Below are 25,221 nucleotides of genomic sequence, written 5' to 3'. Positions count from 1 at the left end.
CCTTTCAGCTTCCATTAAGTTGAAAACACGATTATTATATGATGCTGGTTCTCAATTTGCAATCTCTAATACATCATTCGACACATCCCATTTTTTATGTCCTTTTTTAGGAAAAACTTTTTCAGGCCGATGTGTTGCGATATAATAGAGAAATTGGATCTTTTTATTACGTGACTCGGTTAGGAGCGATAATCATGCTTCAGAATATGATATCCAAAGACGATGTGCTGGCATCCGCTGAACAGTTGAAAGAACTGCTTCCTTACAATGAGGAACATGTTCAGCTGATTAAAAAAGCACTTATTTTATATCGGCAGGATTCAGTCTATCGTTTACAAGCAGTGAGTCCGACGGAAGTTACGGCTTACGTGCAGGATGTTGTGCCTGTGCGGGTCACATTGAACTTGTTTGCCATAGCCAAAAGCGGCTGTTCATGTCCGTCCAGAAGAATCTGCCGCCATATGCTGGCTGTTTTTTTATATGTATATGCAATGTTCGAGCGAGTGGGTACCTTTACAGAGCATTGGCTGGAGAGGGAAAAGCTCGAGGAAAGCAAAGAGCTCGTCCGCCGGCAATTTCAGGAAAAAGTGCTTCCTAATGAAGAATCGCTTTCTAGCTGGCTTGCTTTTTTTGATTCAGAGTTCTCTCTCTGGCAGGCGCGCACGCCGGAAGGCAGCCAAAATATGCAGGGCCTCTATTACGGCTACCTGTCCGCTTTAAAAAAGCACACGCCAAACAAGCCGGAGCTAAAAAACCTGTACCAGATTCATTCCGCGATTGCGGTGTGGCTTCGCATGTTTACATTGATTGAAGCGGGCAAACTGAACCCCGATCAAGACTTTTATTCCCTCAATCCGTATGTTGAACAGCTGATGGATACGATCTACAGCTCTATTGATAAATTAAAAACATACGCGCTGTCATTTGCGCTTGATCCGTTTTTGGAGAAAACACCCGATGTTATCCGGCATTTGCTCTTGAAAGAAGATATTTTCCAATATGAACGCATCCGCATTTTCGGTGAAATTTGGAGCGCGTTGCTGTCGCGGCCAAAATGGGTGGCACGTGAACAGGACATTTTGAAAAAAGAGGCTGGACGGCGCTTTTCTCCTGAATTGCAATTCGGGCGCCTGCATTTGGAATTCCTGCAAAAGAATGATGATGTTATTTTTGCAGAAGCTGGTCAATTCCCGCCGGATGCGCTGCCATATACGTTTCAATGGCTGAGTGAAATCACTGCCAAAAAAGATTGGAAAAGGCTGAAAACATGGTATCAGCGAATTGAACCGATTGCGATGGGTTATACGAAACTCGATAAGCCGTTTAAAGAAATTCGCGACGTGATCGGCGAGCTGTTTCTTCTGCTGAATGCCTATGTGAAGCAAACCAATGACCAAGCGCTGTTTGAACGCTATGCTGCAGGCTGCCTGCCGTATACGTTCACAGAATACAGCCATCATTTATATGAGCAAAAACGATATGCCGAGTGGATCGAAATTCACAGCCTTGTCGGCTTTTCCATCTATGAAATGGATAAAATGATGCTGAAAGAAATTGCAGCGGGCGACCCGGAGGCGCTTATCCCGGCTTACCACAGAGAAGTGGCCTTTTTTATCGATCAGAAAAACCGCAGCTCGTACAAGGAAGCCGCCCGGCATTTAAAAAAACTGCGCACCCTGTACAGAAAAGCGAAGAAATTGAAGGTATGGGAGCGGTATATTCAGCAGCTGAGCTCGCATTATAAGCGCCTGCGCGCGCTTCAAGAAGAACTGCAGAAAGGAAAGTTGATTGATGGCGAGTCTTAAAGAAATACTCATTCACGTCGAACAAATGGAAGATGGGTCATTTACGCTCTCAGCCTTTGATGAGAATGAGCAGCCCCTTCCCTACAGCCATATGAAGAGGCATTTGTTCCAATGGCATGAATCCTCATTTTACGGAACCTTTCTTGAGGATGTCAGCTTCATCGGGACAACCGCTGTTTTGCTTTCTCCATGGATGACTGTAGAGCTTCTCGGCAAAAACTCGTTCAACTCATTCAGCTCCGTGCAGCTTACAGAAGAAACGGAGCCGCTGATTGAGGCGGCATCAACCATCTATGAATTTATCGCAGACGGTGATTACCTGCCTGACTATGAAGCATGGACAAACGGTGTTTTTCGCTGGAAGGACCGCGATAATATGCTGGATGGCTTTACGGCGGATTGGTTTTCCGCCGCAGTGCAGGATTACATCCAATACGACGATGACCTGCAGGAGAAATGGGAGCACATCAAGGAGAAATCGCCTGCGGTCACGTCATTCCGCGGACATTTTCTTGATGAAGAGGATTTTCTTGAAGGCATCGGCTGGATTGACGATCAATCTCCATTTACAGTCGGCCTGCGCTTAAATGAGCCGGATTTTGACGGAGACGATTGGAAAATCGAACTGTTTTTACGCGATAAAAAGAACGGCGCTGTTGAATTCTTTGACGGGCTGAAAAGCCTCAAAAAATCATGGCAGGCGCACAGCGATAAAATCGCGCGTGAGCAAGACCGCTTTCACAGAACGGTTCCGTGGCTGTCATTTGATTCCGGGACCACTCTGATCTCGGAGGAAGAAGCCTGGATCTTTCTGTCAGAAGCGAGTGAAACGCTTGTCGATATGGGCGTTGAAATTCTCCTGCCGTCCTGGTGGCAAATTGTCAGAGACAGCAACATGATGCTGAAGGCAAAGGTGTCATCCGCCCCACGCGGCGAGTCATTTGTCGGCATGAATGCGCTGCTTGATTTCAACTGGCGGTTTGCAACAAATGGAATTGAGCTGACTGAGGCCGAATTTAATGAGCTTGTCGCCAGCAACAGGCGCCTTGTTAATATCCGCGGGCAATGGGTCAAAATTGATCCGCAGTTTATCAAACAGATGAAACGCCTGATGGAAAAAGCGGAATCAGAAGGACTCCACATGTCTGATATTCTGTCGCGAGAACTAATGGATCAAGAGGAAGGCGGGCTTGAGGATTCAGATCTGATTGATACATCCGCTTTTGCCGGCATTCAATTCGATCTGTCCAAACAGCTCCGGTCACTGATTCGGAAGCTTACTGCCGCTGAAAACCTGCCGGATCACGAAGTCAGTCCTTCTTTCAAAGGCACGCTCCGCCCCTATCAGAAATACGGCATGAACTGGCTGCTGTTTCTGCGGGAAAGCGGTTTTGGCTCCTGTCTGGCTGACGACATGGGCCTTGGAAAAACGATTCAAATGATCGCCTATTTCCTTCACGTGAAGGAAAGCGGCCGGCAAAAAACGCCGAATTTAATTATCGCGCCGACATCCGTACTCGGCAACTGGCAGCGGGAGCTTCAAACCTTTGCTCCTGACCTGACTGTCGCGCTCCATTATGGGCCGCGCCGGCCAAAAGGTGATGATTTCGACGCGCATTACGAAAACGCAGATGTGGTACTCACTTCATACGGACTGTCTCATGCCGATTCGGAAGAGCTGTCTTCTGTGACATGGAACACAATCTGTCTTGATGAAGCGCAAAATATTAAAAACGCGCATACGAAGCAATCACGCGCAATCAGAAAGCTTAAAGGGCTTCACCATATCGCGCTGAGCGGCACGCCAATGGAAAACCGTTTGACCGAGCTGTGGTCCATTTTTGACTTCATGAATAAAGGCTACCTCGGCAGTCTGACGGGCTTCCATAAACGCTATGTGCTGCCGATCGAAAAAGACCGGGACGAAAAAAGAATCGGACAGCTTCAACAATTAATCCGGCCATTCCTTCTCAGGCGGACGAAACGGGATGAAGAGGTCGCGCTTAATCTTCCTGAAAAGCTGGAAGAAAAAGAATTTATCCCGCTGTCAGCCGAACAGGCGTCACTTTATGAGCAACTTGTCAAAGACACATTTGACCATATGACATCACTGACCGGCATGCAGCGAAAAGCGCTGATCCTCAGCATGCTCGGACGGCTTAAACAAATATGCGATCATCCCGCGCTTTATTTAAAGGAAGATCAGACCGAATTGTTGGCCGGCAGATCAGTTAAGCTCGAAAAATTGCTGGAACTCATGACAGCGATCCGCGCCCAAAACGAAAGCTGCCTCATTTTCACGCAATACATTCAGATGGGGAACATGATGAAACGGCTGCTTGAAAAAACGTTCGGCGAACCCGTGCAATTTTTAAACGGGAGTCTCTCCAAGCAGGAGCGGGATACACTCGTTGAGAAATTCCAGAAGAAAGAATACCCGACACTGATTCTTTCATTAAAAGCTGGAGGCACCGGGCTCAATTTGACCGCCGCCAATCACGTCATCCATTATGACAGATGGTGGAACCCGGCGGTTGAAAACCAGGCCACTGACCGGGCATACCGCATTGGCCAAGAGCGCTTTGTCCACGTTCATAAAATGATTACGACGGGAACAATCGAAGAAAAAATTGATGTCATGCTCGAATCAAAACAAACCCTGAACGACCAAATTATCCAAAGTGAAAACTGGATTACCGAGCTTTCCACACAGGCACTCGAAGAATTGTTTACATTAAGCGCCTCAGCGCGATGATCATGACTATAAAAAAGCTGGCTCTTTGAAAGAGCCAGCTTTTTCCCGTTCGTAGCCGTCACGCCGGAATGTCCAGAGAATCCGTTACGCCGGTTATTAATAGGATGCACTTTTGATGCAGCATATAAACCTACAGTAAATGTTTAATCATATGTGCGACGCCGTGTTCGTCATTGGTCAAGGTTACAGCGTCGGCCATCGCTTTGATATCTTCCCGCGCATTGCCCATCGCTACACCTTTTCCCGCAGCCTCCAGCATCGATTTGTCGTTTAAGCTGTCACCGACAGCCGCGGTTTCTTCGATCGGAATATTCAGCCGTTCCGCAAGCCGCGCCAGCGCCTGCCCCTTGGAAGCTTTGCGGGAAGAAAGCTCAAAGTTATGCTCAGCCGAACTGACAAGTGTTAAATCTTCAGCATGTTCATATCTTTTCCAGCCTGCCTCAAGCTTCTCTTTGAAGAAAGAAAAACCGAGAATATTATAAAAGTCGATCTGCTGATCAGTTTCAAACAGCTCTTGAAACGAGCCAATGTAAGCGAAGCCCGATTGGCTGTATTGCACTTCGGCCGCCTGCATAAGGACAGAAAGATCCGCTTCCGGATTTGCGCTTCTGAATCGGTCCAGTTCAACTTCAAGAAGCTCTCTGCCGTTTTGCGGCGTATAAATGGCTGAATCTGTGAATACCTCGTAATAATAGTTTTCCGACGCAAGCCATGAGAGAATGTCATACGCCCGTTGTTTCTCAATGGTTTCCTGATGATAAAGCCTGCCGTCAGGATCGTGAATGACGGCGCCATTCGCGCTGATGACCCACGTTTTGATCCCGAGCGGCTCAAAAATCGACACGACGTCAAAATGAGCGCGCCCAGTTGACACCACCACTTCAATGCCGTCCCGCTGCGCCTGCCGCAGCGCGTTTTCATTTGCCAAGCTTACTTGATGCTTGCTGTTGAGTAAGGTTCCATCTAAGTCAATCGCAATTAATTTCACGTTTGTCAGCCCTTTCCTTCATCCTGCTCTGTTACGAGAAGTTCCACCCCGTTACGGTCAAGCAAATCACAAAATGCCTGATTCGGCAGCCTGTCTGTGACCAAGAGATCGATTTCGCTCAGCTCCGCATACTGATAAAAACTGGTACTTCCCAGTTTCGAATGATCTGCAAGCGCGATCACCTGCTTTGCCTGCTGAATCATTTTTCGCTTCACCATGCCATCTTCTTCATGTGCAATTGTAATGCCATGCTCAGAAATGCCGACCACACCGATCAGCGCTTTATCGACGTGATAGCTTGAGAGCTTTTCAATCACAGAGGCACCGTACAGAAAGCGGTGCTCCTTTTCCAGCTTGCCTCCCAACAGGTAGATTTCAATTCCTTCTTTATCGGACAGCACTTCGGCCAGATTAATCGAGTTGGTAATCACCGTGCAATCATCCGCATTCAAATGCTCTGCACATGCCTGAACGGTTGTAGAGGCATCTAAAATCACCCGGTCACCATTATGAATGAGCGATGCGGCAAGCCTGCCGATCTCGCTTTTTTCCTCGGACACTGTATTCAGGCGGCCGGAATAACTTTGAATTTTCTGATGCACAGTCGGCAAAATGGCACCGCCCCTTGTGCGGATGATGGCATTCTGTTCCTCCAGCTTCACAAGATCCCGTCTGGCTGTATCTCTTGAGACTTGAAGAAGCGTACAGATCTGCTCCGTTGTAATTCGGTTATGCTGTTTTAAAAAATCCAAAATCGCTACTAATCTTTCTTCTTGATACACGCCCTCATTCCTTTTCTGATCTATCATCTTTAAGTAATTATAAGTTTTTTGAAAAATACAATCAATGATTTTAAGTGTTTTTAAGTAAAAATGCATCATAAGAACCAATTTATCCTAAATGTCATAAAAAGAAAGACCAGCCTGGTCGACTGGTCAATTTTGAGGGGGATGATGCGGAGATTCGAATAATCGTGAAAGGATAGAAAACGGGAGGATCAGGGGTCTGTCAATCGGCAGCTTTTTCACGGGGTTTAGGGTCCATAAAACGAACAGTGTCAGCCAACACTTCTGTTACATACACGTTAACGCCTTCTGCGTTTTCATAGCTCCTTGTCTGAATCCGTCCGCTAACGCCGACGAGAGAACCTTTTTGGCAATATAACGCTGTGTTTTCAGCGGTTTTTCTCCAAAGCGTGCAATTGACGTAATCGGCTTCGATTTCACCTGAAGCATTCTTGAAGCTGCGGTTTACTGCGAGCGTAACGTGTGCGACTGCCGCACCGGCGGAAGTGTAGCGAAGCTCAGGATCTTTTGTAAGACGTCCGACAAGCATAACCTGATTGAACATGCGATTCCTCCTCTCCTTGCGCTTATATGTATTGTAGATGATGCAATGAGAAAAGAAAAACGCTTAAAAATGACTTTCAGCCTCTGTTTTTATCTTTCGTTTTCATTTTTCCTTCAGCTAAAAACATCTTTTGTTTTTTCCCTTTAAAGAAATATGTACTTTTTAAAAACCGGAAAAATATTTGCTTTGTCAGCCAATTTTGCGTATTCATACACACATAGGAAGAGCCATCCCACGCAAACCACTGAAAGCTCAGTTTTTTTTCCGGCATTGACAGCTCGATTTTATATTGCTCCATGCCGTCTTGCGTTTCGTATAAAAAGCTTATCCTTCTTTTTTTGTTCAGATGGACCTCAAAAACTTCTTTACGGCTTAACATATATGTTACTTCCTTTTGAATTAAACAGTTTTCAGAAGGAGTGCCGTCAATATAAATTTCTTTTAAGCGAAATTGATTCATACACATCTCTCCGTAATCCATAGTCAGTTACAGTATAATGAAAAAATTGAAATTATTAAATGTTTCGCCAATACAAAGTTCTTTAGTCCCGGCATTGCACGTTTTTTCCTCTAAAACGTTTATGTTATAATGGAAGGCAAGAAATCTTTGGAAATAATCGGGGTGAGAATAGAAATGAAAACCTTTAAACTGGTTGACCTGAATGTGGAACGAGTGGACAAGGAAGAGAAATCAATTGAACAGTTTCCCCTTATTGACGGACTGATTATAAATAAAGAAGACGGTGAAAATCACTGGCTGATTGAAGCGCTTGTAGCGAAAGAGCACCTGTCTTTTTTTGAACAGCTTCAAAACAGCCAAACTGAAGCCACAGTATTTGTAACGATCACGAAAAAAAGCAATCGCCCCGCCCAGTTGACAGCGGCAGTGAAAAATATTGTCAAGCTGGAGGAAAGCATACAGGTTTTAATCTACGGACAAATGGTCACAAGAAAACAGCATGGCACTGAAACCCTTCTGGAATCCCTTGTAAAAGAGGGCTATACAGGAACAAAACTGATTGAGGCGTTTAAGCAAAAAATATAGGGGACATTTCCCCCAGAACCGGCACAAAAGCGAAGAGCCTCAAAATATGTTCTGCATTAAAAAAACTGCCGTTTTGAACGGCAGCTTTTATTTTCGAGATTTTCACTCTTGTATATTTAACTTGTATGGCCAAAAGAATCAACCAATTCTCCTTTAACAACGAGGCGCCCTTCGGTATTGACCGCCTTGTCACATGTGATTAACGTAATCTCCTTTTTGTTTGTCTCCTCAATTACATCCGCATCCATTTCCGATATGATGTCTTTCGATGTCACAGAATAGATATAATCCTTTTTAAAATCAGTGATGACAATTTGGGCACCTGTTTTTATGTTTTCCAGAGGTCCGAAAAGAAGGCTCTTTTGCTTCAGATGATGGCCCGCCAACGGATAATTCCCCCCGCCCATTTTCTGATCCGGGCGCATTGTTGCCGCCCCGATCAAAAGATTTTCGTTGGTAGTGCCTTTTAGGATCGGAAGCTCCAGATCGACACTTTTAATGGTTATCCGTCCGATGATCGCTTTCTGATCGTGATCAAAGCCAGCCTTTATGGCTTCCATCAAATCAGGCGGCTGGATTGAGTCAAATTCAAAAGCAGCTTCTTTCTCATTATTTTTTTTCAACTGCTCCACAGTTAATGCCGACTCATTCTGGCTTTTGCTAAGATAGACTATGATTCCTCCTTTCAAAAAAGGGGAACAGATAAGCAACAATCCGAAAAGAATGAACACCGTAATGATCATTTTTTTGTACATGCAAAAATTCCTTTCTTATGCTTCATTCAAAATGAGTGTCACTTTTAAAAAAGCACCTGATCGATTCTTCAATGATCAGGTGCTTTCATATTTATCCCTTTCTTTGCTTCTTTCTTGAGGCAACAGCTAAGCCTCCGCCTGCCATAAGCAGCAGAATACCGATCATTACTGTCAGCGTGCTGTCCGCATCTCCGGTTTTTGGAAGGGGATTTTCTGTTTTCGAATCACCCGATGTACCATTGGTTTTCGAATGATGTCCATCTTCCTTCACATTTCCACCCGGTGCAGGATTGTCAGGTTTGTCAGGTGTTGGCGTTTTTACTTTTTGATTCGAAACAACGATCTCTACAGCTTTTGACTGTCCTTTTTCAATTGTGAATTCGATCGGTGTTTCATCTAGTTTGTAACCTTCGGGTGCCTTCGTTTCAATAAACTGATAGCTTCCCGGCGCAAGGCCTTTTACTGTGAACTGCCCTTTATTATCTGTTTTCCAGAGCTCAGGCAGCCCTTTGCCAAAGCCGTCAGTTTTTACAGGCTTGCCGCTTGCGTCCAATAACTTGAATTCAGCGCCCGCCAAAACTGTATTTTTATCGTCTTGATCCACTTTCGTCACATTCACGTCACCTGGTGCCAATATGTTCTCCACGGTGATGTCGATTGGTTTCGTTTCTGTATTTGTGATCTTGAACGATATAGGTGTTTGATCCAAATGATAACCCTTAGGCGCTTTTGTTTCGACAAACTGATATTCGCCAGCTTTAAGGCCGTGCACGGTAATTTGACCTTTTTCATCCGTCGTCAAGCCGGATTTCAGCACTTTTCCGTTGGCGTCTGTCAGATTGAACTCCGCGCCTTGCAAAACTTTATGCTGATCATGCTGATCCACTTTGGTAAGTACGACAAGGTTCTTCGTATTAACCGCTGTTACTTTCACTTGTTCAGGTTTGCCGCCATCTTCAGCTTTAATGGTGAATGACACTGGTTTTTCGGATAAAAGATATCCATCTGGCGCCTGTTTTTCAACAAATTGATAGCTTCCCGGCGCTAACCCGTCAACTTCAATTTTGCCGTCTTCTTTTGAGACTAGATCATCTCTCACTGTTTCCCCATTGCTGTCAGTGATTTTGAATACCGCGCCTGCTAAGCCTTTTCCATCTTGATCTTCTTTCGTCAGCTGAACCGATCCTTGATAGTTCATGACGATCCCGGCATCCGCGGATTTTGGCTTTCCTGTTGCTGATTCAGAAATGGTAAACTCTTTTTTCTCCGTGTTTAGCACATAACCGGCTGGCGCTTTTGTTTCAACAAAGGCGTAACGGCCCGGCGCAAGGCCTGAAGCTGTGATATTCCCGTCTTTATCGGAAGTCAGCTCTTCTTGAACCGTTTTTCCTTCTTGGTCAATGATTTTAAAGACGGCTCCTTCAAGTTTTTGGCCTTCAGCATTCTCCTTCGTGAGCTGAGCAGAGCCTTTATGGTTAATCGCGATCCCAGCATCCACTGGCAACGGCTTTCCTGCTGCGGAATCAGAAATCGTAAACTCTATTTTCTCCGTGTTTAACACATAGCCGGCTGGCGCTTTCGTTTCAACAAAGGCATAGTGTCCCGGCGCAAGGCCTGAAGCTGTGACTTTCCCATTTTTATCTGATGCCAGCTCTTCTTGAACCGTTTTCCCTTCCTTATCGATAATCTTAAAGACGGCTCCTTCAAGTTTCTGACCATCGCCATCTTCCTTCGTTAACTCAACCGCGCCTTTATCATTTACAGCAATCCCGGCATCTGCGGATTCAGGCTTTCCTGCTGCTGATTCTGAGATCGTAAATTCTTTTTTCTCCGTGTTCAGCACATAGCCGGCTGGCGCTTTCGTTTCAACAAAAGCATAGCGTCCCGGTGCAAGACCCGAAGCCTCTATTTTTCCGTCCTTATCCGAGGTCAGCCCCTCTTGAACAGTATTTCCATCTTGATCGACAATGTTAAATACTGCGCCTTCAAGTTTCTGGCCTTCACCATTTTCCTTCGTCAGTGAGACTTTTCCTTGATAGTTGGTCATTTTCCCCAAATTAACGTCGGACACTTGATTCTTTTCATTCTTTGCGATGGAGAAGTGAATCGCTTTTGTATTTACGATAAAGCCTGCAGGAGCTTGTGTTTCTGTCAAGCGATAGTAGCCCGCCGGCAAACCGTTCATTTCTACTTTTCCGTTTTTATCAGATTTTATATCTGTTCGTATGAGAGTATAGGTGCCGTCATTTGACTTTTTCTCCAGTTTGAAAACAGCACCTGCCAAAGGATTGTTTTGTTCGTCTTGTTTGATAAGCGTCACCTTGTTCTGTTGATTTACGACTTTGTACAGCGCTCCTGTCTTGGAGGAGTTGCTGTCTATCTTCACAGAGACTCCTTTTGCATAAGCATCACTGATGGTATATCCGTCAGGCGCTTTTACTTCTTTTAATACATAGGAACCGTAGCGAATATTTCCGAATGTAAGCTTCCCGCCGGCATCCGTTGTGCCAGTGCGGAGGAGCTGTTTGGAGTCCTCAGACCATAACTGGAATTCTGCTCCTTCAAGAGCTTTATCGTCCTCTCCAGTCTTAAAAATCGTCAGGCTTCCTTTTTCTCCAGATCCGGAACCGTCACCGCTTGAAATGGCAACAAAGATCGAGCTGCTGTTTTCCTGAGTCTGCTCCTTCACATTTGTTCCTGAAATGGACACCTTATTTTTAACATGGCCGCTCGTGCCGGCTATGTTAATCAGAGACCGGTATTTGATCACATAGGCACGGTCAATTTGCTTATAGCTGCCTATGAATGTCAGGACAAACGATTGTTCACCTGTTGTATTGTTGGTTTTGATGTCTAACGTGTAATCTTTGTCTTTTTGAAGCTCGACATCGCCCGCGGTCAGATTCCCGCTGCTGTCTTTGACCACACCGTTTTCATCATATTTTGCTTGATATACTTTAAAAGAATCTGCATCTAGTATTTGATTTTCGTCCGGCGTGTCAGTAACTTTTACGTCATCCAGCGTTGATTGGCTGGAGTTGACATTAATGTTCCAATCGATATAGCTTCCATTTTGTTTGCCGCCTTTGAAAACCAGGTTTCCTCCGTTCGTAACTGAAACAGAGCCCGTCAACGTGCGGTCTGCATAGCCGGCATTATAGTAGGTTGCCTTGTTTGTGTACTGGTTCTGATCTATGACCTGCCCCTTGAGTGATGTCTTAAACTTAATCAGATATGGTACAGAATCGCCTGTTTTAAGATGTACCGTCAGAGTGTGTTCATTTTTCTCTGAAGGCTCTTCGACATCATACTTGGAAGGGTCAAGTGCGTCTCCTTCTGTGATGGAGCCGTTTTTATTGATCGTATAACTCTTAACGACAACGGAACCCGGCACAAATTGCTGAGGATCTGTTATGGCATCTTTGATATAAGGATTTTTCGTCGGCTCGCCGTTATAGTTGACGCCGATTTTCCACGTGATTTCCTTTGAAACCGCGTTATATGAACCGTTTTTAAATCCATTATTTGAAGTCTGATGATTCGGCGTAAAACCGCTTGATACCTTATTCGTGCGCTCATTGCCGTTTTGATCAGTCCATGTCGACTGAGCTGTATTCTTGACGCTTTCGTTAGAATAATCGGCATTAAATGTTGTCGTATAAGTGATCTTAAATTGACTGTCTGTTTTTGCATAATCCCCGATCAATGCCAAAGTAAAGCCTTTATGATCCGGTTTTTTTGTTAACGTGTAGTCTTTGTCTTTCTGCAATGTTTTGTTGTTCGTTATGTCTTGAAGCTTGAACGATTCATCAAGAAGAACCATTCCGCCGCTTTCAAATTGATCATCCAAAGTCCAATTATTCATCAAGTATTTATTTTTATTAACTGTAATCGTCCAATCAACCGTCTTCTTCTCATAATCTACGTTTGAATATCCTTTGATGAGATTCTGCTGAATGGCTATTCCGGAAGCTTCTTTTGAATCCCCTGTTCCGGTCACCACGCTGTTGGTGTATGTTGTCGATTTATCAATGATCACGCCGCTGTTGACCTTTGTTTGATATGTGATTTTGTAAGCGCTGGTAACGTTTTTATTAAATTTGATTTCAAATCCGCTTCCATTATCGATCAGCGTGTAGTCCTCGCCTTCCTTTAAAGGCGTGCCCGCTTGCTCGCTGCCGTTCTGTCCAAAGGTAATAGGAATAACCTTCAAGGAATCTTTTACAAGATGCAAATCGCCAGTTCCAAAAGAATCTTTAATGCTGGCCTTGGATTGGTCGATCTGTTTCTCACCGTAATTGTATGAAAGAGCCCAGCTGAATGTTTGAGATTCTCCATCATAGCCGGTCGATGATTTCGCGATCATTTTTCCATATTTGGCTGCAACAGTGGCTTCGGCAGAAATGGGTTCCAGGTTGTCTCCGCTGAATGCCGCCTTGTTCGTCAGCGTTAGATTTCCGCCTTCACTCGGCTTCGCACTATTGTCAATGTCAGTTTCGTATACAAGGCGGTAGGCTGAATCAATTGTCCCGTCAAATGTGACATTTCCTTTTGAATCAATGCTGTAGCCGGAAGAAACTTCATTTCCTTTGCTGACAGAACCATCAATGTTCACATTAAGTTCATACACTTTAACTGAAAGGTAGATTAAGCCCTCTGGAAGGCTTTCCATGAGTTTGGCATTTTTGACTTGATCCAATTTTTTATTGACATCGACCGTCCATGTTACTTTGCCGGGGTTGATTCCTTTATCCAAAACTCCTGATTTATCAATGGTTTTACTCACATTTGGTTTAAAATAAACCGTTGTCTCAGGAGTATCGGAATTCACAGGGAATGGAATCTTTTGTGTTGTCGAACCCGTTATTTTTTTCTCGTTGAACTGCGTATTGATAACCAATGTGCCTTTGACATTAGAAGTTTCTTTTACCTCGCCGTTAAATGTCATCACCACATGTCCGTTCGTATCAATAGAAAATGTCCCGTAGGTGGTGTCGCCGGCGCTTAATGGTACGTTCACAATGTCATTATGCATAATAAATTCTTTAGGCAAATCAAATTCATACGTATCGCCGGCATTGATTGTTTTTCCTAAATCGTCGGGAATGGCCCAATCAATTGAAATTTTCACCGGAGAATTCGTATTGGCGCGATTGTCCTTGTCATATGGCTTTCCGTTTTCGTCCGTCAATGTCACGCCAGTTAAAATATTTTTCGTGATTTGTTTTTCTTCAGTTTGCAAGCTTTTGAAAGCTGATTGACTTGAGGATGACACTTTTTTGGAATCATCACTCTTAGAGGAGTCGCTGCTCTTAGAGTCGGCTGATGGCTGTTGTTCCTCCTCTTTTTGCTCCTTGCTGACTGAAGGTGTAGATTTGTCATCTGTCCCTTCCTGATCACCCGCAGTTTCAGAAGAGTCGTTTTTTGGCTCTTCCGCCTCTGCATCTGGTGTCTCATCTTTCTTAACAGGGATGATCACCTGCTGGGTTATGCCTCCTCCTAACTGAAAAAGGGCTGCTGCTGTATGTTCATCGTCTTTTACATCTGCAGTAAACTTAGCTGGCAGTGTAATGGTCCCCTTGGCATCAAGAGAATCTCCGGATGCAGTTGTTAATTTTACCGTCATGGTGCTGCTGCCCGCCGGCACTTGATAGCTGCCGATGACCTGATCAGCAGATTTGATCTCACCTTCTGCACCTTTATCAAATGTAAAGCTTTTGGGTATCTCCACATTGATATCCTGTTCACTATCTGCATTTTCGTCTTTTTTCAATGACCATTCATATGTCAGTGTCACTTCGTCCCCCGGTGTTAGTGCCGGTTTGTTTCCTTTTGATCCGTCAACAATCTGGCCCTTGGCGTCCTTAACTGTTACCGAATCGAAGAATTGACTGTCACTTGGCGTTACGCCTACTGCCTGTGCTGTAAGAGTATAGCTGGCGATCTGGCTGAAGAAGAAAAAGATGGCAAGGCTTATGATCATGACGATCCGCCCGCTTTTTTTCAGCCCTAAGGGAAAACTCCTCGTTCTCAACTTTTCATTCCTCCCTCTCATATCTATTTTTCACTTGCCGATTGATCCGCGAGACCATAACATCATGTCTCATCCCCCAAAATGAACTGCTAATACCGAATGTGCTCCAAAACTAAGATTTGCCATCCGAACCAAACTACATTGTATGAAATGGAACTATACAATTTCTGTACAACTCAAAAATCATGTATGATTGAAGTGAATTGGAGAGTTGATGATTCAACCAGGAGACATATAGCGAGGGTCTTCTCTTTAGCTGACATGCACAAAAAAACCAGTGTGCATCGAAAGGCAATCGACACATACTGGTTTGGAGTTCTTTAATTAATTTGATCCTTCATTTGTTTGTAACGCTGATATTCTTTTATCGCCTCTTCTACCTTCCCATTTTTGTTGAATAGCTGCAGCTTGTATTGCATAATTTTATGATCGCAAGGCTCAATTTTCTCGGCTTGCAGGCAAACGTCCATCGCTTGATGATCGTTCATTTCCTGAATATGATAATCGATCAGTTCATAGGCCTTTCCAAGCCAAAGCTGGGAAAGACGCGTCTTTTCCGGCTCTGCCCAGAGATAGCCGTGCTCCATTAGATAATGAGTTTGATAGGACAGGAAAATATCCATGTGCAGATGTAATGTAGCTGCATTGAGCGGAGGCGCCCCTTTGAGTGATTTTTCCCATTCCGCAACATCGACTTTTGCGTCCGAAAGCCGAAGAATATATCCAGTATCAGTCTTCTCGATTGTTTGGCTGAAAGGGATCTGGCTGAATAATTTTCGTATTTGATAAATGGTGGAGTAAAGTTGGGTGCTTGCTTTTGAAACATCATAATGAGGCCAAAAAAGATCGATTAGCATGTCTTTACTGACCACACGGCCGTGATTGTGAAGTAAATATAAGTATATTTCACGTGCTTTCGACGTTCTCCACTTGACTGGAATGTTTGTTTTGACACCCTTTAAGATTTGATGAAACTGCAGGCTTCCAAAGCATTGGATCGAAAAATGCGCCTCGGTGTTTTCTGCATTTCGCCTGAGCATATTATTCGTTTTGATTCGTTCAACAGTAGTCTCAAGCCGCTTGTATATGACAGGCTTCAGCAAATAATCAATGGCATTCAGCTCAAACGCTTTGATAGCAAACTCATTATAAGCCGTAATGAAAACGACTTGGATATTTTCATTCATCGATTGAATGGCCTCAGCAAGCTCAATGCCGTTTACCCCCGGCATTTCAATATCAAGAAACACCGCATCTACAGCAGGAGTCTCAGGATGCTCCAAGGCTTCAACCGGATCTTGATACGCCATAATAGATTGAAAGGCGTTTGTTCGTTCAAGCATTTTCTTAAAATGAAGCAATGCCAAGTGCTCATCATCAACAATTAACGCTTTCACAAAACATCCCACCCTATATGTAAAATCGAGATATCAGTAAATAACTTCTATTATATCATGACAAATAGCCCCTTTATCTGGATTCTTTTTCTTTCTATTGTAGTTTTTTAAATTTTGCACTTACAATATTTATAAAAAATAGGAATTTAGAATGATCCTATTTTAATAAAGGAGCCATGATATGAAAGAAAAATTCATCTTTACTTCGATTATTTTCGGTTACGCTGCATTCTTTGTTGTTTTTATTGGCATTGACCATTTTTCCGGGTCAACGTTTCCCGCGGCAAGGCATGGGGTCATGAACTTAGAGAATTGGGATTTTCAGAAGAATGGGAATGTACAGCTGAACGGAAAATGGGCATTGTATCCAAATCAGATTCTGTCACCAAAAGAAATCGCTTCAGCAAAAGGAAAAGATCCTCTCTTCGTTGATGTCCCCAGCAATGTAAAGCTATCCAAACAAGGTATTAATGTGGATTACGGAACATATAAGCTGACCATCAGATCAAAGCAAGACCATCAGGTATTTGGGATCAGCACGTCGTTTATTTACAGCGCCAATCGCATCTATTTTAACGGACAACGCATTGGCCAAAGCGGAAGCCCTTCAGATAATCCTGATTTTGCTGCACAAAACCGCCCCTATACGAGCTTTTTTACGCTTCACAAGGGTGACAATGAACTTGTCGTACAATTTTCGAACTTCGGAAAAACGCCGGGATGGGGAATCGCAAAGCCAATTACTTTTGGCACTCAGGACCAAATAGTGCGGGAAAACAAAATTTCCTTTCTTAATGATACGATCATGATTACAGCTTTTTTCATTACCGGATTATATTTTCTGGGCTTTTTCCTGCAAAGAAAAAAAGATAAACATTTGTTGTTTTTTTCTGTTATGTGTCTTCTGTTTTCGTTCATTATTCTGATGATCGGAAAAGAGCGGATTATATTTCTCCTTTATCCGTCAATTTCATTTTCATTGCTAAATTCATTGAGGGCCATCTCTACAGTGCTTGTCAGCATTGCGGTTTTTCTCTATCTCTATTTTGCTTACAGAGAGATTGTTTCAAAGCGTTTTATTCGCATAGCCACCGTTTCTTCCGGACTGGTCTTAGTCACAGATTTTTTAACCGTCGGTTTTATCGGCCATACCTCGTACATCTTACATTCTGTGCTAGCCGTCTCGACTCTGGTTTATATTACATATATTTTTACGATTGCTGCGATCCGCAAAATGGAAGGAAGTCTGTATCTGACCATCGCCTCTATATCAATGAGTGCTTTTGTCATTTTAACCACCATTTCAGCTTACAGCGGCAAAACAGCCTTTTCCTTTAATTCGATTTATTCATTGCCAACAGTTATCGCTTTGCTGGCGATCGTTCTGCTAATGGCACAGCAATTTGCCGGAGCATTCCGTGAAAATGAAGTGCTCTCGTGGAAATTGCTCAGAAGTGACCGTTTAAAAGATGAATTTATCGCCAAAACATCACATGAATTCAAAACACCGCTGAACAGCATCATTAATATATGCCAGACCCTGCTGGCCGGCAAAAGAAAAAGAACGATAGAAGAAGAGAAAGATAACATGCAGCTCGTCATCCGCATGGGCTACAGGCTGTCCAATCTGGTAAATGACATCCTGGATTTAGAAAAAATAAAGCAGGACATGCTTCAAATCCACCCGGTTCCTGTTGATATTTATACTTTAGTTTGTTCGGAAATGAATTTTTACAATCTTTTATCGAGACATAAAAACTTGAATATGATGAATCATATCCCGGACGATCTTCCTTTAGTGCTCGCGGATGAAAACCGCTTCCGCCAAATATTAACCAATTTAGTCGATAATGCAATCAAATATACAACAGAGGGCCAAATCACACTTTCTGCTTCAAGACTGAACGACAGCATGATCAAAGTGACAGTAACGGATACGGGAAGCGGCATTTCAGAAGCTGATCGCCAAACCATCTTTGAGTCTTTTCAGCAAGCCGAAACGAATAAAGACGATGGTGCCGGTCTTGGCCTCAGCATTGTCAAACAGCTGGTTCAGCTCCAAAACGGAGACATTTGGGTCGAATCGAAAGAGGGAAAAGGTTCGGCATTCCATTTCACATTGCCAATCGCCCAAAATGAATCTGTATCTGAAACAAAAAAACGTCTTCCTGAATTACAATCCGGGAGAGATCTGTCGGATATCTCATTTAGCACGCCTTATTACTCTGAGCGTATTGACGCTCCAACCATTCTGATAGTCGATGATAACATTGACAGTTTAAAAATTTTGAGTGATATGCTTGAAGGTGTGCCCTACAATGTGATTGCGGCGAAAAACGGAAAGGAAGCCTTAGAAATCATCTCTTGCACGAAGCTTGATTTGGTTATTCTGGACTTGATGATGCCGGATATGACTGGTTTCGAAGTCTGTATGAGAATTCGTGAACGATTCAGCATGGTTGATCTCCCGGTTCTGATGATTACAGCAGCCATTATCGGCCACGACAAATACAAGGCTTTTCATGCCGAAGCGAATGACATTTTGCAAAAGCCTTATCATTACTCTGAATTTATGGCGCGTATCAAAAACCTGATTATGATGAAACATACAGCAAATCAAGCCACAAGAATGGAAATGGCATTTCTCCAATCGCAAATCAAGCCTCATTTTCTTTACAATGTATTAAACACGATCATTTCTCTCAGTCATTTGGATATTGAAAAAGCAAGGGAGGTAACAGAGGAATTTACCAACTATTTAAGAATGAGTTTCGACTTTCAAAATACATCAGCCATCAGTTCATTCAAACATGAGCTTTCTATTATCAGTTCCTATCTTTCCATAGAAAAGACGCGCTTCGGCGATCGGCTTGAGGTTTTTTTCGATATAGACAATGACATTGACTTTATCCTTCCGCCTTTAATGATTCAGCCCTTGGTGGAAAATGCCGTTCTTCACGGCGTCAGCAAGAAAAGAGGCGGAGGATGGATCAAGCTGACAGCTAAAAAACAAAACAGGAACGAGTATTACATCAAAGTAGAAGATAACGGTATCGGCATGGCTCCGGAAAAACGAAAAGATCTCTTATCTTCGGGTTTCGACCGCAGCGTCGGATTAAAAAATATCAACCAGCGGCTGAAACATTTTTGCGGAAGCGAGTTGAAAATCAGCAGCACTCCGGATGCCGGCACCTCTGTTTCGATGCTTATTCATCTTGCTGAAACAACGGAAAGCCCCGCAGCATTAAGTGAAAGGAATTGAAAATAAAAAAAGACCGCCGTTTCAGAACGGCAGTCTTTTTTATTCCGGCGACCTTGTTTGCTGCTTCAGCAGATCTCTGATTTCCTTCAGCAGCTCCTCTTGCGCATCCGGCGCTTCCGCCGCTTCTTCTTCTTCTGCTTCTTTTTTGCGCCTTAATCCATTTAAAATCCGAATCACAATAAAAATGGAAAACGATATGATTAAGAAATTCACAATCGTCTGTATAAAGCTGCCGTACTTCACTACAGCATCGCCAAATGTAAACGAAAGGTTTGAAAAATCAAGCCCTCCCAGCAGCAAGCCCACCAAAGGCATGATGATATCATTGACTAGAGATGTGACGATCTTGCCGAACGCGCCGCCTATTACAACACCGATTGCGAGGTCAACAATGTTCCCGCGCATGGCAAAGGCCTTAAATTCTTTCCACATACAATCACCTGCTTTTTTCATGTTTTGAACGAAAAAAGACAAATGTGCCGCTGCCCATCTGCCTTATTTCAGTTATTCTCCGAGAGCAAAAGTCAGTTCGACTTCGCAAACGACTTCGCCATCGACTGTAGCAACGCCTTTTCCGCGCCCGATTGTTCCGCGCGCACGAGTGATTTCCACTTCGAGATGAAGCTGATCACCAGGCTTGACTTGTTTTTTAAACCGGCAATTATCAATGCCTGCAAAGAATGCCAGTCTGCCGCGGTTTTCTTCTTTAATCAGCATCGCAACAGCTCCGACTTGAGCAAGCGCTTCTACGATTAACACGCCGGGCATGACCGGATACTGAGGAAAATGTCCGTTAAAGAACTCTTCATTTGCGGTTACATTTTTATAGCCTTTTGCCCGTTTGCCCTCTTCAACTTCCGTAATCCGGTCTACAAGCAAAAACGGATAACGGTGAGGAATAATTTCTTTAATTTGCTGAGTATCAAGCATTCTCTTGACATCTCCTTCATCTGCATTAGTATGTATAGCAATCATCAAAGATCCATTCTGTACATTTGAAAAGTATATTATGAATTAAACTCTTTTTCAACAGGCGCTAAGATGTAACCAACTGTCAATGAGAGCCGTCAATAGTTATGATATGATAATTATAGATTTTACCAATAGCAAAGAGGTAGGAAAATGATTTCGAAGTTTATTGAAAAAAGGATGCAAAACATGTTAAACGAGTGGTATTCCGCAATAAGCAAACGCAAAATGAATCACGTTTGCTCAGTGAAAGAAAAAATTGACCAGCACCTTCCGAAGTTCAAAAAGAACACAAAACTTTGGATGCGTTATCAATTGTTTCAGGCCCGGCATCAGCTGCTTTTCGAAAACCAGAACGGACTTAATGCATTGTTCGATGATCTATACGGTCTGGAAGACAAAATGGATGATGAATTGAAATATTATCTGTATTTTTTCTCAGGATTATACGAAATGGTAAAAACAGCTCCGAAATATGCAGTGAATCATTTTAAAAAAGCTGAACAGTACCTGGCCGCCATCCAAAACACGTTTGAAGCCGCTGATTTATATTATCAAACTGCCGGCGCCTACTACTTGATGAAATCACCGCCGCTTTCCATCCAATACGTCAAAAAAGCATTAGACATCTATTTACAACAATTCGGCTATATCAAAAAGGTGATCACCTGCAAGCTTTTGCTTGCCGTTAATTATATTGATCAAGAACGGTATGAAAAAGCTGAGCAGCTTTTCGAAGAAATCATTAGGAAAACCCGGCAATTACATGACGAAAACCTGCTATGCCACGCTTATTATAATCTTGGCTTTTTAAAAGCGACCGAAAAAAAAGACCAGGAAGCGCTTCTTTACTTTACAAAAGTATTAAAGAATCAAGCATTTGAAACGAATTCTCCAGTCTCGTATCTGCACTGTGTGTACGAATCTGTCAGAGCGCTTTTTAAAACAGGACAGATCACAGAAGCGAAAGCCATCCTGCAAAAAGGGAAAGAATTATCTGAAAAGGTAGACATTCAAACCATTTATTTAAAATTAAAAACGCTTGAGGCGCTCTATACATCAGTTGAAGACCCCTATGATCTGCTGCTCGAATATGTGCTTGAGTTAGAAAAAATTGAAGCTTGGGTGGATTTAGAAGTGCTTTTAGAAGACATCACGGAATACTACAAAAAAAAGGACGATTTCGAAAAAGCCGCTTTTTTTATCATGCGCGGCTGATTGAAAACGCCCATTTCTTATTATCTGACTGAATTAATTAAACCGAGCATTTGATCTCCCATTGTAATCGTTCTGCTGTTCAGCTGATAAGAACGCTGGGACGTGATCAAATCTGTCATTTGTTCTGAAATATCAACATTGGACATCTCAAGCGAGCCCTGCTGCATGCCGATATCCTGTCTATTAGCGCCATTCAGCTCTTCAAAAGCTGCCGCATTATCAATAGAGAAAAGGTTATTCCCTTCCGATTTCAGCTCTTGAGGGTTATTCACTTGGACAACTCCGAGATTAAACCGCTGGACCGCGTTTCCATCAGATGCGGTTAAGGTGCCGGTTTCATTGATGGTGATATTCTTCATTGAGCTGTCGATGTTCACTGTATTGCCGTTTTCATCAAGCACCGGATGCCCATTTCCAGTTACGAGCTGAAGCTGGTTGGCATTCGCAGCTGAAGGCGTTACATACAGTGCTCCGTCCCTCGTGTACTGGCGGTTTCCATTTACGTTCACCTGAAGATATTGGTATGGAGACGTAAACGCGATATCCAGGTCGCGATCCGTCTTCTGAATGCTTCCCTGATCAGACACAAGGCGTGAATTCATCATCGCCCCAGCGCCAAGGCGCAAGCCGGGCGGTGTTTTTCGGGCTTTTGCCACGTCCTCATTTTTTTCATCAACCTGATCGAATTGCTGTCTGACAAGCTCAGAAAAATTCGTATCTTTTGCCTTATAGCCGGTTGTGTTGCTGTTTGAAAGGTTGCTGCTGATTGTGTCAATTTGCTGCTGCAGCTGGTTTAAGGTTGTTGATGCCGTTAGCATTGACCTTAGCATAGTTGATGTCCCCCGTTTTTTCTTCCGTTATCTTAGATTTTTCCGATTTCATTGGCTGCTTTATCCATACTTTTATCGTAAGCCTGAATCACCTTCTGATTGGCCTCAAACGATCTGTACGCTTCAGTCATTTCTGTATAGGCGCTTGTCACATCCACGTTTGAAAGCTCAGAGACGCCTTGGTTTAATGAATAGGAGACCTGGTTATTTCCAGCTGCGCTTGGCAGATCATTGCCGTCCGCCGTGCTGTACAAATCATTTCCGTCCCGTTTCAGATCGCGGACATCCTCCGCCATTCTGACATCAATCTGGCCGGCTGTACGCCCGTTCGTTGTCACAGTACCGTTTTCAGACACAGTGAAATTCTCATTATCAACAGTGATTGGCTGGCCATCCGTTGATAAAATAGGATTTCCATTGATCGTCAGCTGATTATTCTCATTTAGTGAAAATGTGCTGCTTTTTGAATAACGGATTCCGTCCGCTGTCTGAACCGGATAAAAAAGAGCCGCGTTTTCATTGGTTTCCGCATGAACCGGCACTTGATTTTCGACCAATGTGATGTCTGTAGGCTGATCTGTGGACTTCAAGCTTCCTTGTGTGAAAAGAGGCTTCAGTTCCTGCATATACACACCTGTATTCACAGAACCGATTTCTGTCTTCGATGTTCCGGCCGGAGATTTTGATTCTATTCTGTTTAGCAGCATCTCAGGAAAGGCGCGTACGGAGCCTTGTTCTGCTTTATATCCTGATGTATTGGCATTTGCGATATTATTTGAAAGCATTTCCGTTCTGCGCTGCTGGGCAATCATTGCGGATGTTGCTGTATATAATCCTTTTAACAAATTTCCCACCTCTAAAATGGCATATTTTCCAGTTGTCATATAGGAACGTTCGTTCTATAATAAAAATCAGTATTTTATCCTATTATCGTCATTTATCATCCATTCGTGAAGGCTTTTCCATAAAAAAACCTCATTCTTTTTCAGAATGAGGTTTGTGAAATCAGCTTAGTTTGCGTTTAGGAAGCTTGTCCATATTATCAAGCATGACACCTGTGCCGATGGCTACGCAATCCATAGGATTTTCAGCGACGAGAACCGGCACCTTCAGCTCTTCTGCAAGCAGCTGGTCAAGGCCATTTAGGAGCGCGCCTCCGCCGGTAATGATAACACCGCGGTCAATAATATCAGCGGAAAGTTCAGGCGGTGTTCTTTCAAGCACTTGTTTCGCAGCCTGCACAATAACAGCGACAGATTCACGAAGGGCTTCTTCAACTTCTTTACTGTTTACTGTAATTGTTCTTGGAAGACCGGAAACCATGTCCCGCCCGCGAATGGAAATTTCCTCGTGACGTGCGTCTGGGAAAACCGTTGCGACTTTAACCTTAATATCTTCCGCAGTACGTTCGCCGATCAGCAGCTTGTACTCGCGTTTGATGTAATTTAAGATTTCCATGTCAAACTTGTCCCCAGCCATTTTAATAGAAGAGGAGGTGACAATATCGCCCATTGAAATAACCGCGATATCCGTCGTCCCGCCTCCGATGTCTACAACCATGTTACCGCTTGGCTGGAATATTTCCATACCCGCGCCGATAGCGGCAACTTTAGGTTCTTCTTCAAGGTACACATGTTTACCGCCGCTTTTTTCTGCAGCTTCTTTGATTGCTTTTTGCTCAACGGATGTGATATTCGTCGGGCAGCAAATGAGCATGCGCGGTTTTGAGAACAGGCCTTTTACATTCAGCTTGTTAATAAAATGCTTGAGCATTGCTTCTGTTACTTCAAAATCAGCGATAACTCCGTCTTTCAGCGGGCGAATCGCAACAATATTCCCAGGTGTACGTCCAACCATTCGTCTTGCCTCTTCGCCAACCGCCAGCACTTTGCCGCTGTTTTTATCAAGTGCAACTACGGAAGGTTCATTCAAAACAATTCCTTTACCTTTAACATGGATCAGTACATTTGCAGTACCGAGGTCAATACCAATATCCCTTGCAAACATCTATTTATATCCTCCTTGAAAATCTGTTTCACAGTAAATATCCACATTGTGCCCTAATTATATATATTATCATAAAATATAGAAAAAAAGTTGGAAGCACATTAAGTTCTTTACAAATTTTTGCGGATGTTTTATGAACGATTTCAGGGAAGACACTGCTGGCTGATGACAGCAGGTGATTACGATTGCTGAACAGGTTCTCCTTCGAGAATATCGTCTTTTTTATATTTCAGTTTTGTCGCTTCTCCTCCTCTTAAATGCCTGATGGATTTATGATAATCGAGTATTTCTTTCACTTCGTTTGCCAAGTCAGGATTAATTTCAGGCAGACGCTCTGTTAAATCCTTGTGTACTGTACTTTTGGAAACACCAAATTCCTTCGCAATGACACGAACGGTTTTCTTTGTCTCCACGATGTACTTTCCTATCTTGATTGTTCGCTCTTTGATGTAATCGTGCACACCACTCGACCTCCCTAAAATGGATGTGAGAAGTGTGAAATGAGATCCGTATTCTGTAAAGAGTCGTTCAGTATGCCGCTTCTTCGTTGTATGGTTTTAAAAGTAAGTTTATGAAATATGCCCACGATCCCTCACCTCAAACACTCTCTTTGTTAGGTTTGTAACAGTGTATTAGCATTCTTTTGGGAATATGCTAAAAACTCAATAAGGACAAGGGGTGAAACAAACTTTTTCAGCTTCAGCAAACTATTTCGTGTCACTACATTTTTATCTTTACATCCCTTCACCGCTCCTGTAGAATTAAAAAAGCAATTAGTTACTTAGGTAAGTTTTTTAGAAGGAGAC

19 protein-coding genes and 1 pseudogene are annotated in these 25,221 nt (G+C 43.3%); 6 read left to right on the top strand and 14 right to left on the bottom strand.

What is annotated here, in order from left to right; translation table 11 throughout:
- The first annotated feature begins 194 nt into the window (after window positions 1–194).
- Both ACMX2I_RS03085 and ACMX2I_RS03080 read left to right on the top strand, forming a co-directional pair.
- On the top strand, window positions 195–1,805 hold the full coding sequence (locus ACMX2I_RS03085) for an SWIM zinc finger family protein (protein WP_414956129.1): 1,611 nt from the start codon (window positions 195–197) through the stop codon (window positions 1,803–1,805).
- Entirely contained in the window at window positions 1,792–4,560 is a 2,769-nt protein-coding gene (locus tag ACMX2I_RS03080) for a DEAD/DEAH box helicase (RefSeq protein ID WP_289348476.1), read from the top strand. Before ACMX2I_RS03085 ends, ACMX2I_RS03080 begins: the two co-directional genes overlap by 14 nt.
- Before the next feature lie 130 nt (window positions 4,561–4,690).
- On the opposite strand, the gene ACMX2I_RS03075 is transcribed toward ACMX2I_RS03080, so the two are convergent.
- The 4 genes from ACMX2I_RS03075 to ywpG all read right to left on the bottom strand — a co-directional run bounded on the left by ACMX2I_RS03075 (window position 4,691) and on the right by ywpG (window position 7,358).
- Window positions 4,691–5,548: a Cof-type HAD-IIB family hydrolase gene (locus ACMX2I_RS03075; protein ID WP_394715275.1), complete on the bottom strand. Its 858-nt coding sequence runs from the start codon at window positions 5,546–5,548 to the stop codon at window positions 4,691–4,693.
- Window positions 5,549–5,553: 5 nt separating this feature from the next.
- Entirely contained in the window at window positions 5,554–6,330 is a 777-nt protein-coding gene (glcR, locus tag ACMX2I_RS03070) for a transcriptional regulator GlcR (RefSeq protein WP_414956128.1), read from the bottom strand.
- 226 nt (window positions 6,331–6,556) lie between these two features.
- Window positions 6,557–6,898: a single-stranded DNA-binding protein SsbB gene (gene ssbB, locus ACMX2I_RS03065; RefSeq protein ID WP_014665657.1), complete on the bottom strand. Its 342-nt coding sequence runs from the start codon at window positions 6,896–6,898 to the stop codon at window positions 6,557–6,559.
- A 76-nt stretch (window positions 6,899–6,974) separates the two neighbouring features.
- A complete protein-coding gene (gene ywpG / locus ACMX2I_RS03060; protein ID WP_087992650.1) occupies window positions 6,975–7,358 on the bottom strand; it encodes a DynA interaction protein YwpG in 384 nt (127 codons plus the stop codon).
- Window positions 7,359–7,532: 174 nt separating this feature from the next.
- Between ywpG and ACMX2I_RS03055 the strand changes: the two genes are divergently transcribed.
- Window positions 7,533–7,943 carry a YwpF-like family protein gene (locus ACMX2I_RS03055; protein ID WP_087992807.1) on the top strand — a complete coding sequence of 137 codons (411 nt, stop codon included), beginning with the start codon at window positions 7,533–7,535 and terminating at the stop codon, window positions 7,941–7,943.
- A gap of 116 nt (window positions 7,944–8,059) precedes the next feature.
- Here the strand turns inward: ACMX2I_RS03055 and ACMX2I_RS03050 are convergent, their stop codons facing one another.
- From ACMX2I_RS03050 to ACMX2I_RS03040, 3 genes are all read right to left on the bottom strand, one after another.
- Complete coding sequence (locus ACMX2I_RS03050) at window positions 8,060–8,698, bottom strand: class A sortase (protein WP_414956127.1); 639 nt, start codon at window positions 8,696–8,698, stop codon at window positions 8,060–8,062.
- 91 nt (window positions 8,699–8,789) lie between these two features.
- Window positions 8,790–14,732, bottom strand: a complete 5,943-nt coding sequence (locus tag ACMX2I_RS03045) for a SpaA isopeptide-forming pilin-related protein (protein ID WP_414956126.1) — start codon at window positions 14,730–14,732, stop codon at window positions 8,790–8,792.
- A 320-nt stretch (window positions 14,733–15,052) separates the two neighbouring features.
- Window positions 15,053–16,129: a response regulator gene (locus tag ACMX2I_RS03040; protein WP_414956125.1), complete on the bottom strand. Its 1,077-nt coding sequence runs from the start codon at window positions 16,127–16,129 to the stop codon at window positions 15,053–15,055.
- 181 nt (window positions 16,130–16,310) lie between these two features.
- Between ACMX2I_RS03040 and ACMX2I_RS03035 the strand changes: the two are divergent.
- Both ACMX2I_RS03035 and ACMX2I_RS03030 read left to right on the top strand, forming a co-directional pair.
- Window positions 16,311–18,248 (top strand): annotated as a pseudogene (locus ACMX2I_RS03035) (ATP-binding protein); the annotation flags it as partial.
- A gap of 177 nt (window positions 18,249–18,425) precedes the next feature.
- The gene (locus ACMX2I_RS03030; RefSeq protein ID WP_414958286.1) at window positions 18,426–19,391 is read left to right on the top strand and encodes a histidine kinase; all 966 of its coding nucleotides are present in this window, start codon (window positions 18,426–18,428) and stop codon (window positions 19,389–19,391) included.
- Window positions 19,392–19,430: 39 nt separating this feature from the next.
- Here ACMX2I_RS03030 and mscL read toward each other — a convergent pair whose 3' ends face one another.
- A complete protein-coding gene (mscL, locus tag ACMX2I_RS03025) occupies window positions 19,431–19,823 on the bottom strand; it encodes a large conductance mechanosensitive channel protein MscL (RefSeq protein ID WP_414956124.1) in 393 nt (130 codons plus the stop codon).
- A gap of 72 nt (window positions 19,824–19,895) precedes the next feature.
- Entirely contained in the window at window positions 19,896–20,321 is a 426-nt protein-coding gene (gene fabZ, locus ACMX2I_RS03020) for a 3-hydroxyacyl-ACP dehydratase FabZ (RefSeq protein ID WP_003235662.1), read from the bottom strand.
- Between the two features lie 192 nt (window positions 20,322–20,513).
- Between fabZ and ACMX2I_RS03015 the strand changes: the two genes are divergently transcribed.
- Window positions 20,514–21,578 carry a tetratricopeptide repeat protein gene (locus ACMX2I_RS03015; protein WP_414956123.1) on the top strand — a complete coding sequence of 355 codons (1,065 nt, stop codon included), beginning with the start codon at window positions 20,514–20,516 and terminating at the stop codon, window positions 21,576–21,578.
- Between the two features lie 20 nt (window positions 21,579–21,598).
- Here ACMX2I_RS03015 and flhP read toward each other — a convergent pair whose 3' ends face one another.
- The 5 genes from flhP to ACMX2I_RS02990 all read right to left on the bottom strand — a co-directional run bounded on the left by flhP (window position 21,599) and on the right by ACMX2I_RS02990 (window position 25,001).
- A complete protein-coding gene (gene flhP / locus ACMX2I_RS03010; RefSeq protein WP_414956122.1) occupies window positions 21,599–22,408 on the bottom strand; it encodes a flagellar hook-basal body complex protein FlhP in 810 nt (269 codons plus the stop codon).
- A gap of 32 nt (window positions 22,409–22,440) precedes the next feature.
- Complete coding sequence (flhO, locus tag ACMX2I_RS03005; protein WP_414956121.1) at window positions 22,441–23,253, bottom strand: flagellar hook-basal body complex protein FlhO; 813 nt, start codon at window positions 23,251–23,253, stop codon at window positions 22,441–22,443.
- Window positions 23,254–23,413: 160 nt separating this feature from the next.
- Window positions 23,414–24,415 (bottom strand): cell shape-determining protein Mbl, encoded by a 1,002-nt coding sequence (gene mbl, locus ACMX2I_RS03000; protein WP_003221803.1) that lies wholly within the window; start codon window positions 24,413–24,415, stop codon window positions 23,414–23,416.
- A gap of 179 nt (window positions 24,416–24,594) precedes the next feature.
- Window positions 24,595–24,876 carry a sporulation transcriptional regulator SpoIIID gene (gene spoIIID / locus ACMX2I_RS02995; protein ID WP_019715977.1) on the bottom strand — a complete coding sequence of 94 codons (282 nt, stop codon included), beginning with the start codon at window positions 24,874–24,876 and terminating at the stop codon, window positions 24,595–24,597.
- A 14-nt stretch (window positions 24,877–24,890) separates the two neighbouring features.
- Window positions 24,891–25,001, bottom strand: a complete 111-nt coding sequence (locus ACMX2I_RS02990; RefSeq protein ID WP_087992655.1) for a protein usd — start codon at window positions 24,999–25,001, stop codon at window positions 24,891–24,893.
- Window positions 25,002–25,221: the final 220 nt, after the last annotated feature.

Origin of the sequence: Bacillus sp. SW14, assembly GCF_047608225.1 — a bacterium.
Lineage (GTDB): Bacteria > Bacillota > Bacilli > Bacillales > Bacillaceae > Bacillus > Bacillus subtilis_G.
This window is presented reverse-complemented; position numbering and strand designations above follow the sequence as displayed.

Bases quoted from the DNA above. Each gene is read 5' to 3' on its own strand.
- ACMX2I_RS03085 (WP_414956129.1), top strand. From the start codon at position 195: ATGCTTCAGAATATGATATCCAAAGACGATGTGCTGGCATCCGCTGAA.
- ACMX2I_RS03080 (WP_289348476.1), top strand. From the start codon at position 1,792: ATGGCGAGTCTTAAAGAAATACTCATTCACGTCGAACAAATGGAAGAT.
- ssbB (WP_014665657.1), bottom strand. From the start codon at position 6,898: ATGTTCAATCAGGTTATGCTTGTCGGACGTCTTACAAAAGATCCTGAG.
- ywpG (WP_087992650.1), bottom strand. From the start codon at position 7,358: ATGAATCAATTTCGCTTAAAAGAAATTTATATTGACGGCACTCCTTCT.
- ACMX2I_RS03055 (WP_087992807.1), top strand. From the start codon at position 7,533: ATGAAAACCTTTAAACTGGTTGACCTGAATGTGGAACGAGTGGACAAG.
- ACMX2I_RS03050 (WP_414956127.1), bottom strand. From the start codon at position 8,698: ATGTACAAAAAAATGATCATTACGGTGTTCATTCTTTTCGGATTGTTG.
- ACMX2I_RS03030 (WP_414958286.1), top strand. From the start codon at position 18,426: ATGCTTGAAGGTGTGCCCTACAATGTGATTGCGGCGAAAAACGGAAAG.
- mscL (WP_414956124.1), bottom strand. From the start codon at position 19,823: ATGTGGAAAGAATTTAAGGCCTTTGCCATGCGCGGGAACATTGTTGAC.
- fabZ (WP_003235662.1), bottom strand. From the start codon at position 20,321: ATGCTTGATACTCAGCAAATTAAAGAAATTATTCCTCACCGTTATCCG.
- ACMX2I_RS03015 (WP_414956123.1), top strand. From the start codon at position 20,514: ATGATTTCGAAGTTTATTGAAAAAAGGATGCAAAACATGTTAAACGAG.
- flhP (WP_414956122.1), bottom strand. From the start codon at position 22,408: ATGCTAAGGTCAATGCTAACGGCATCAACAACCTTAAACCAGCTGCAG.
- mbl (WP_003221803.1), bottom strand. From the start codon at position 24,415: ATGTTTGCAAGGGATATTGGTATTGACCTCGGTACTGCAAATGTACTG.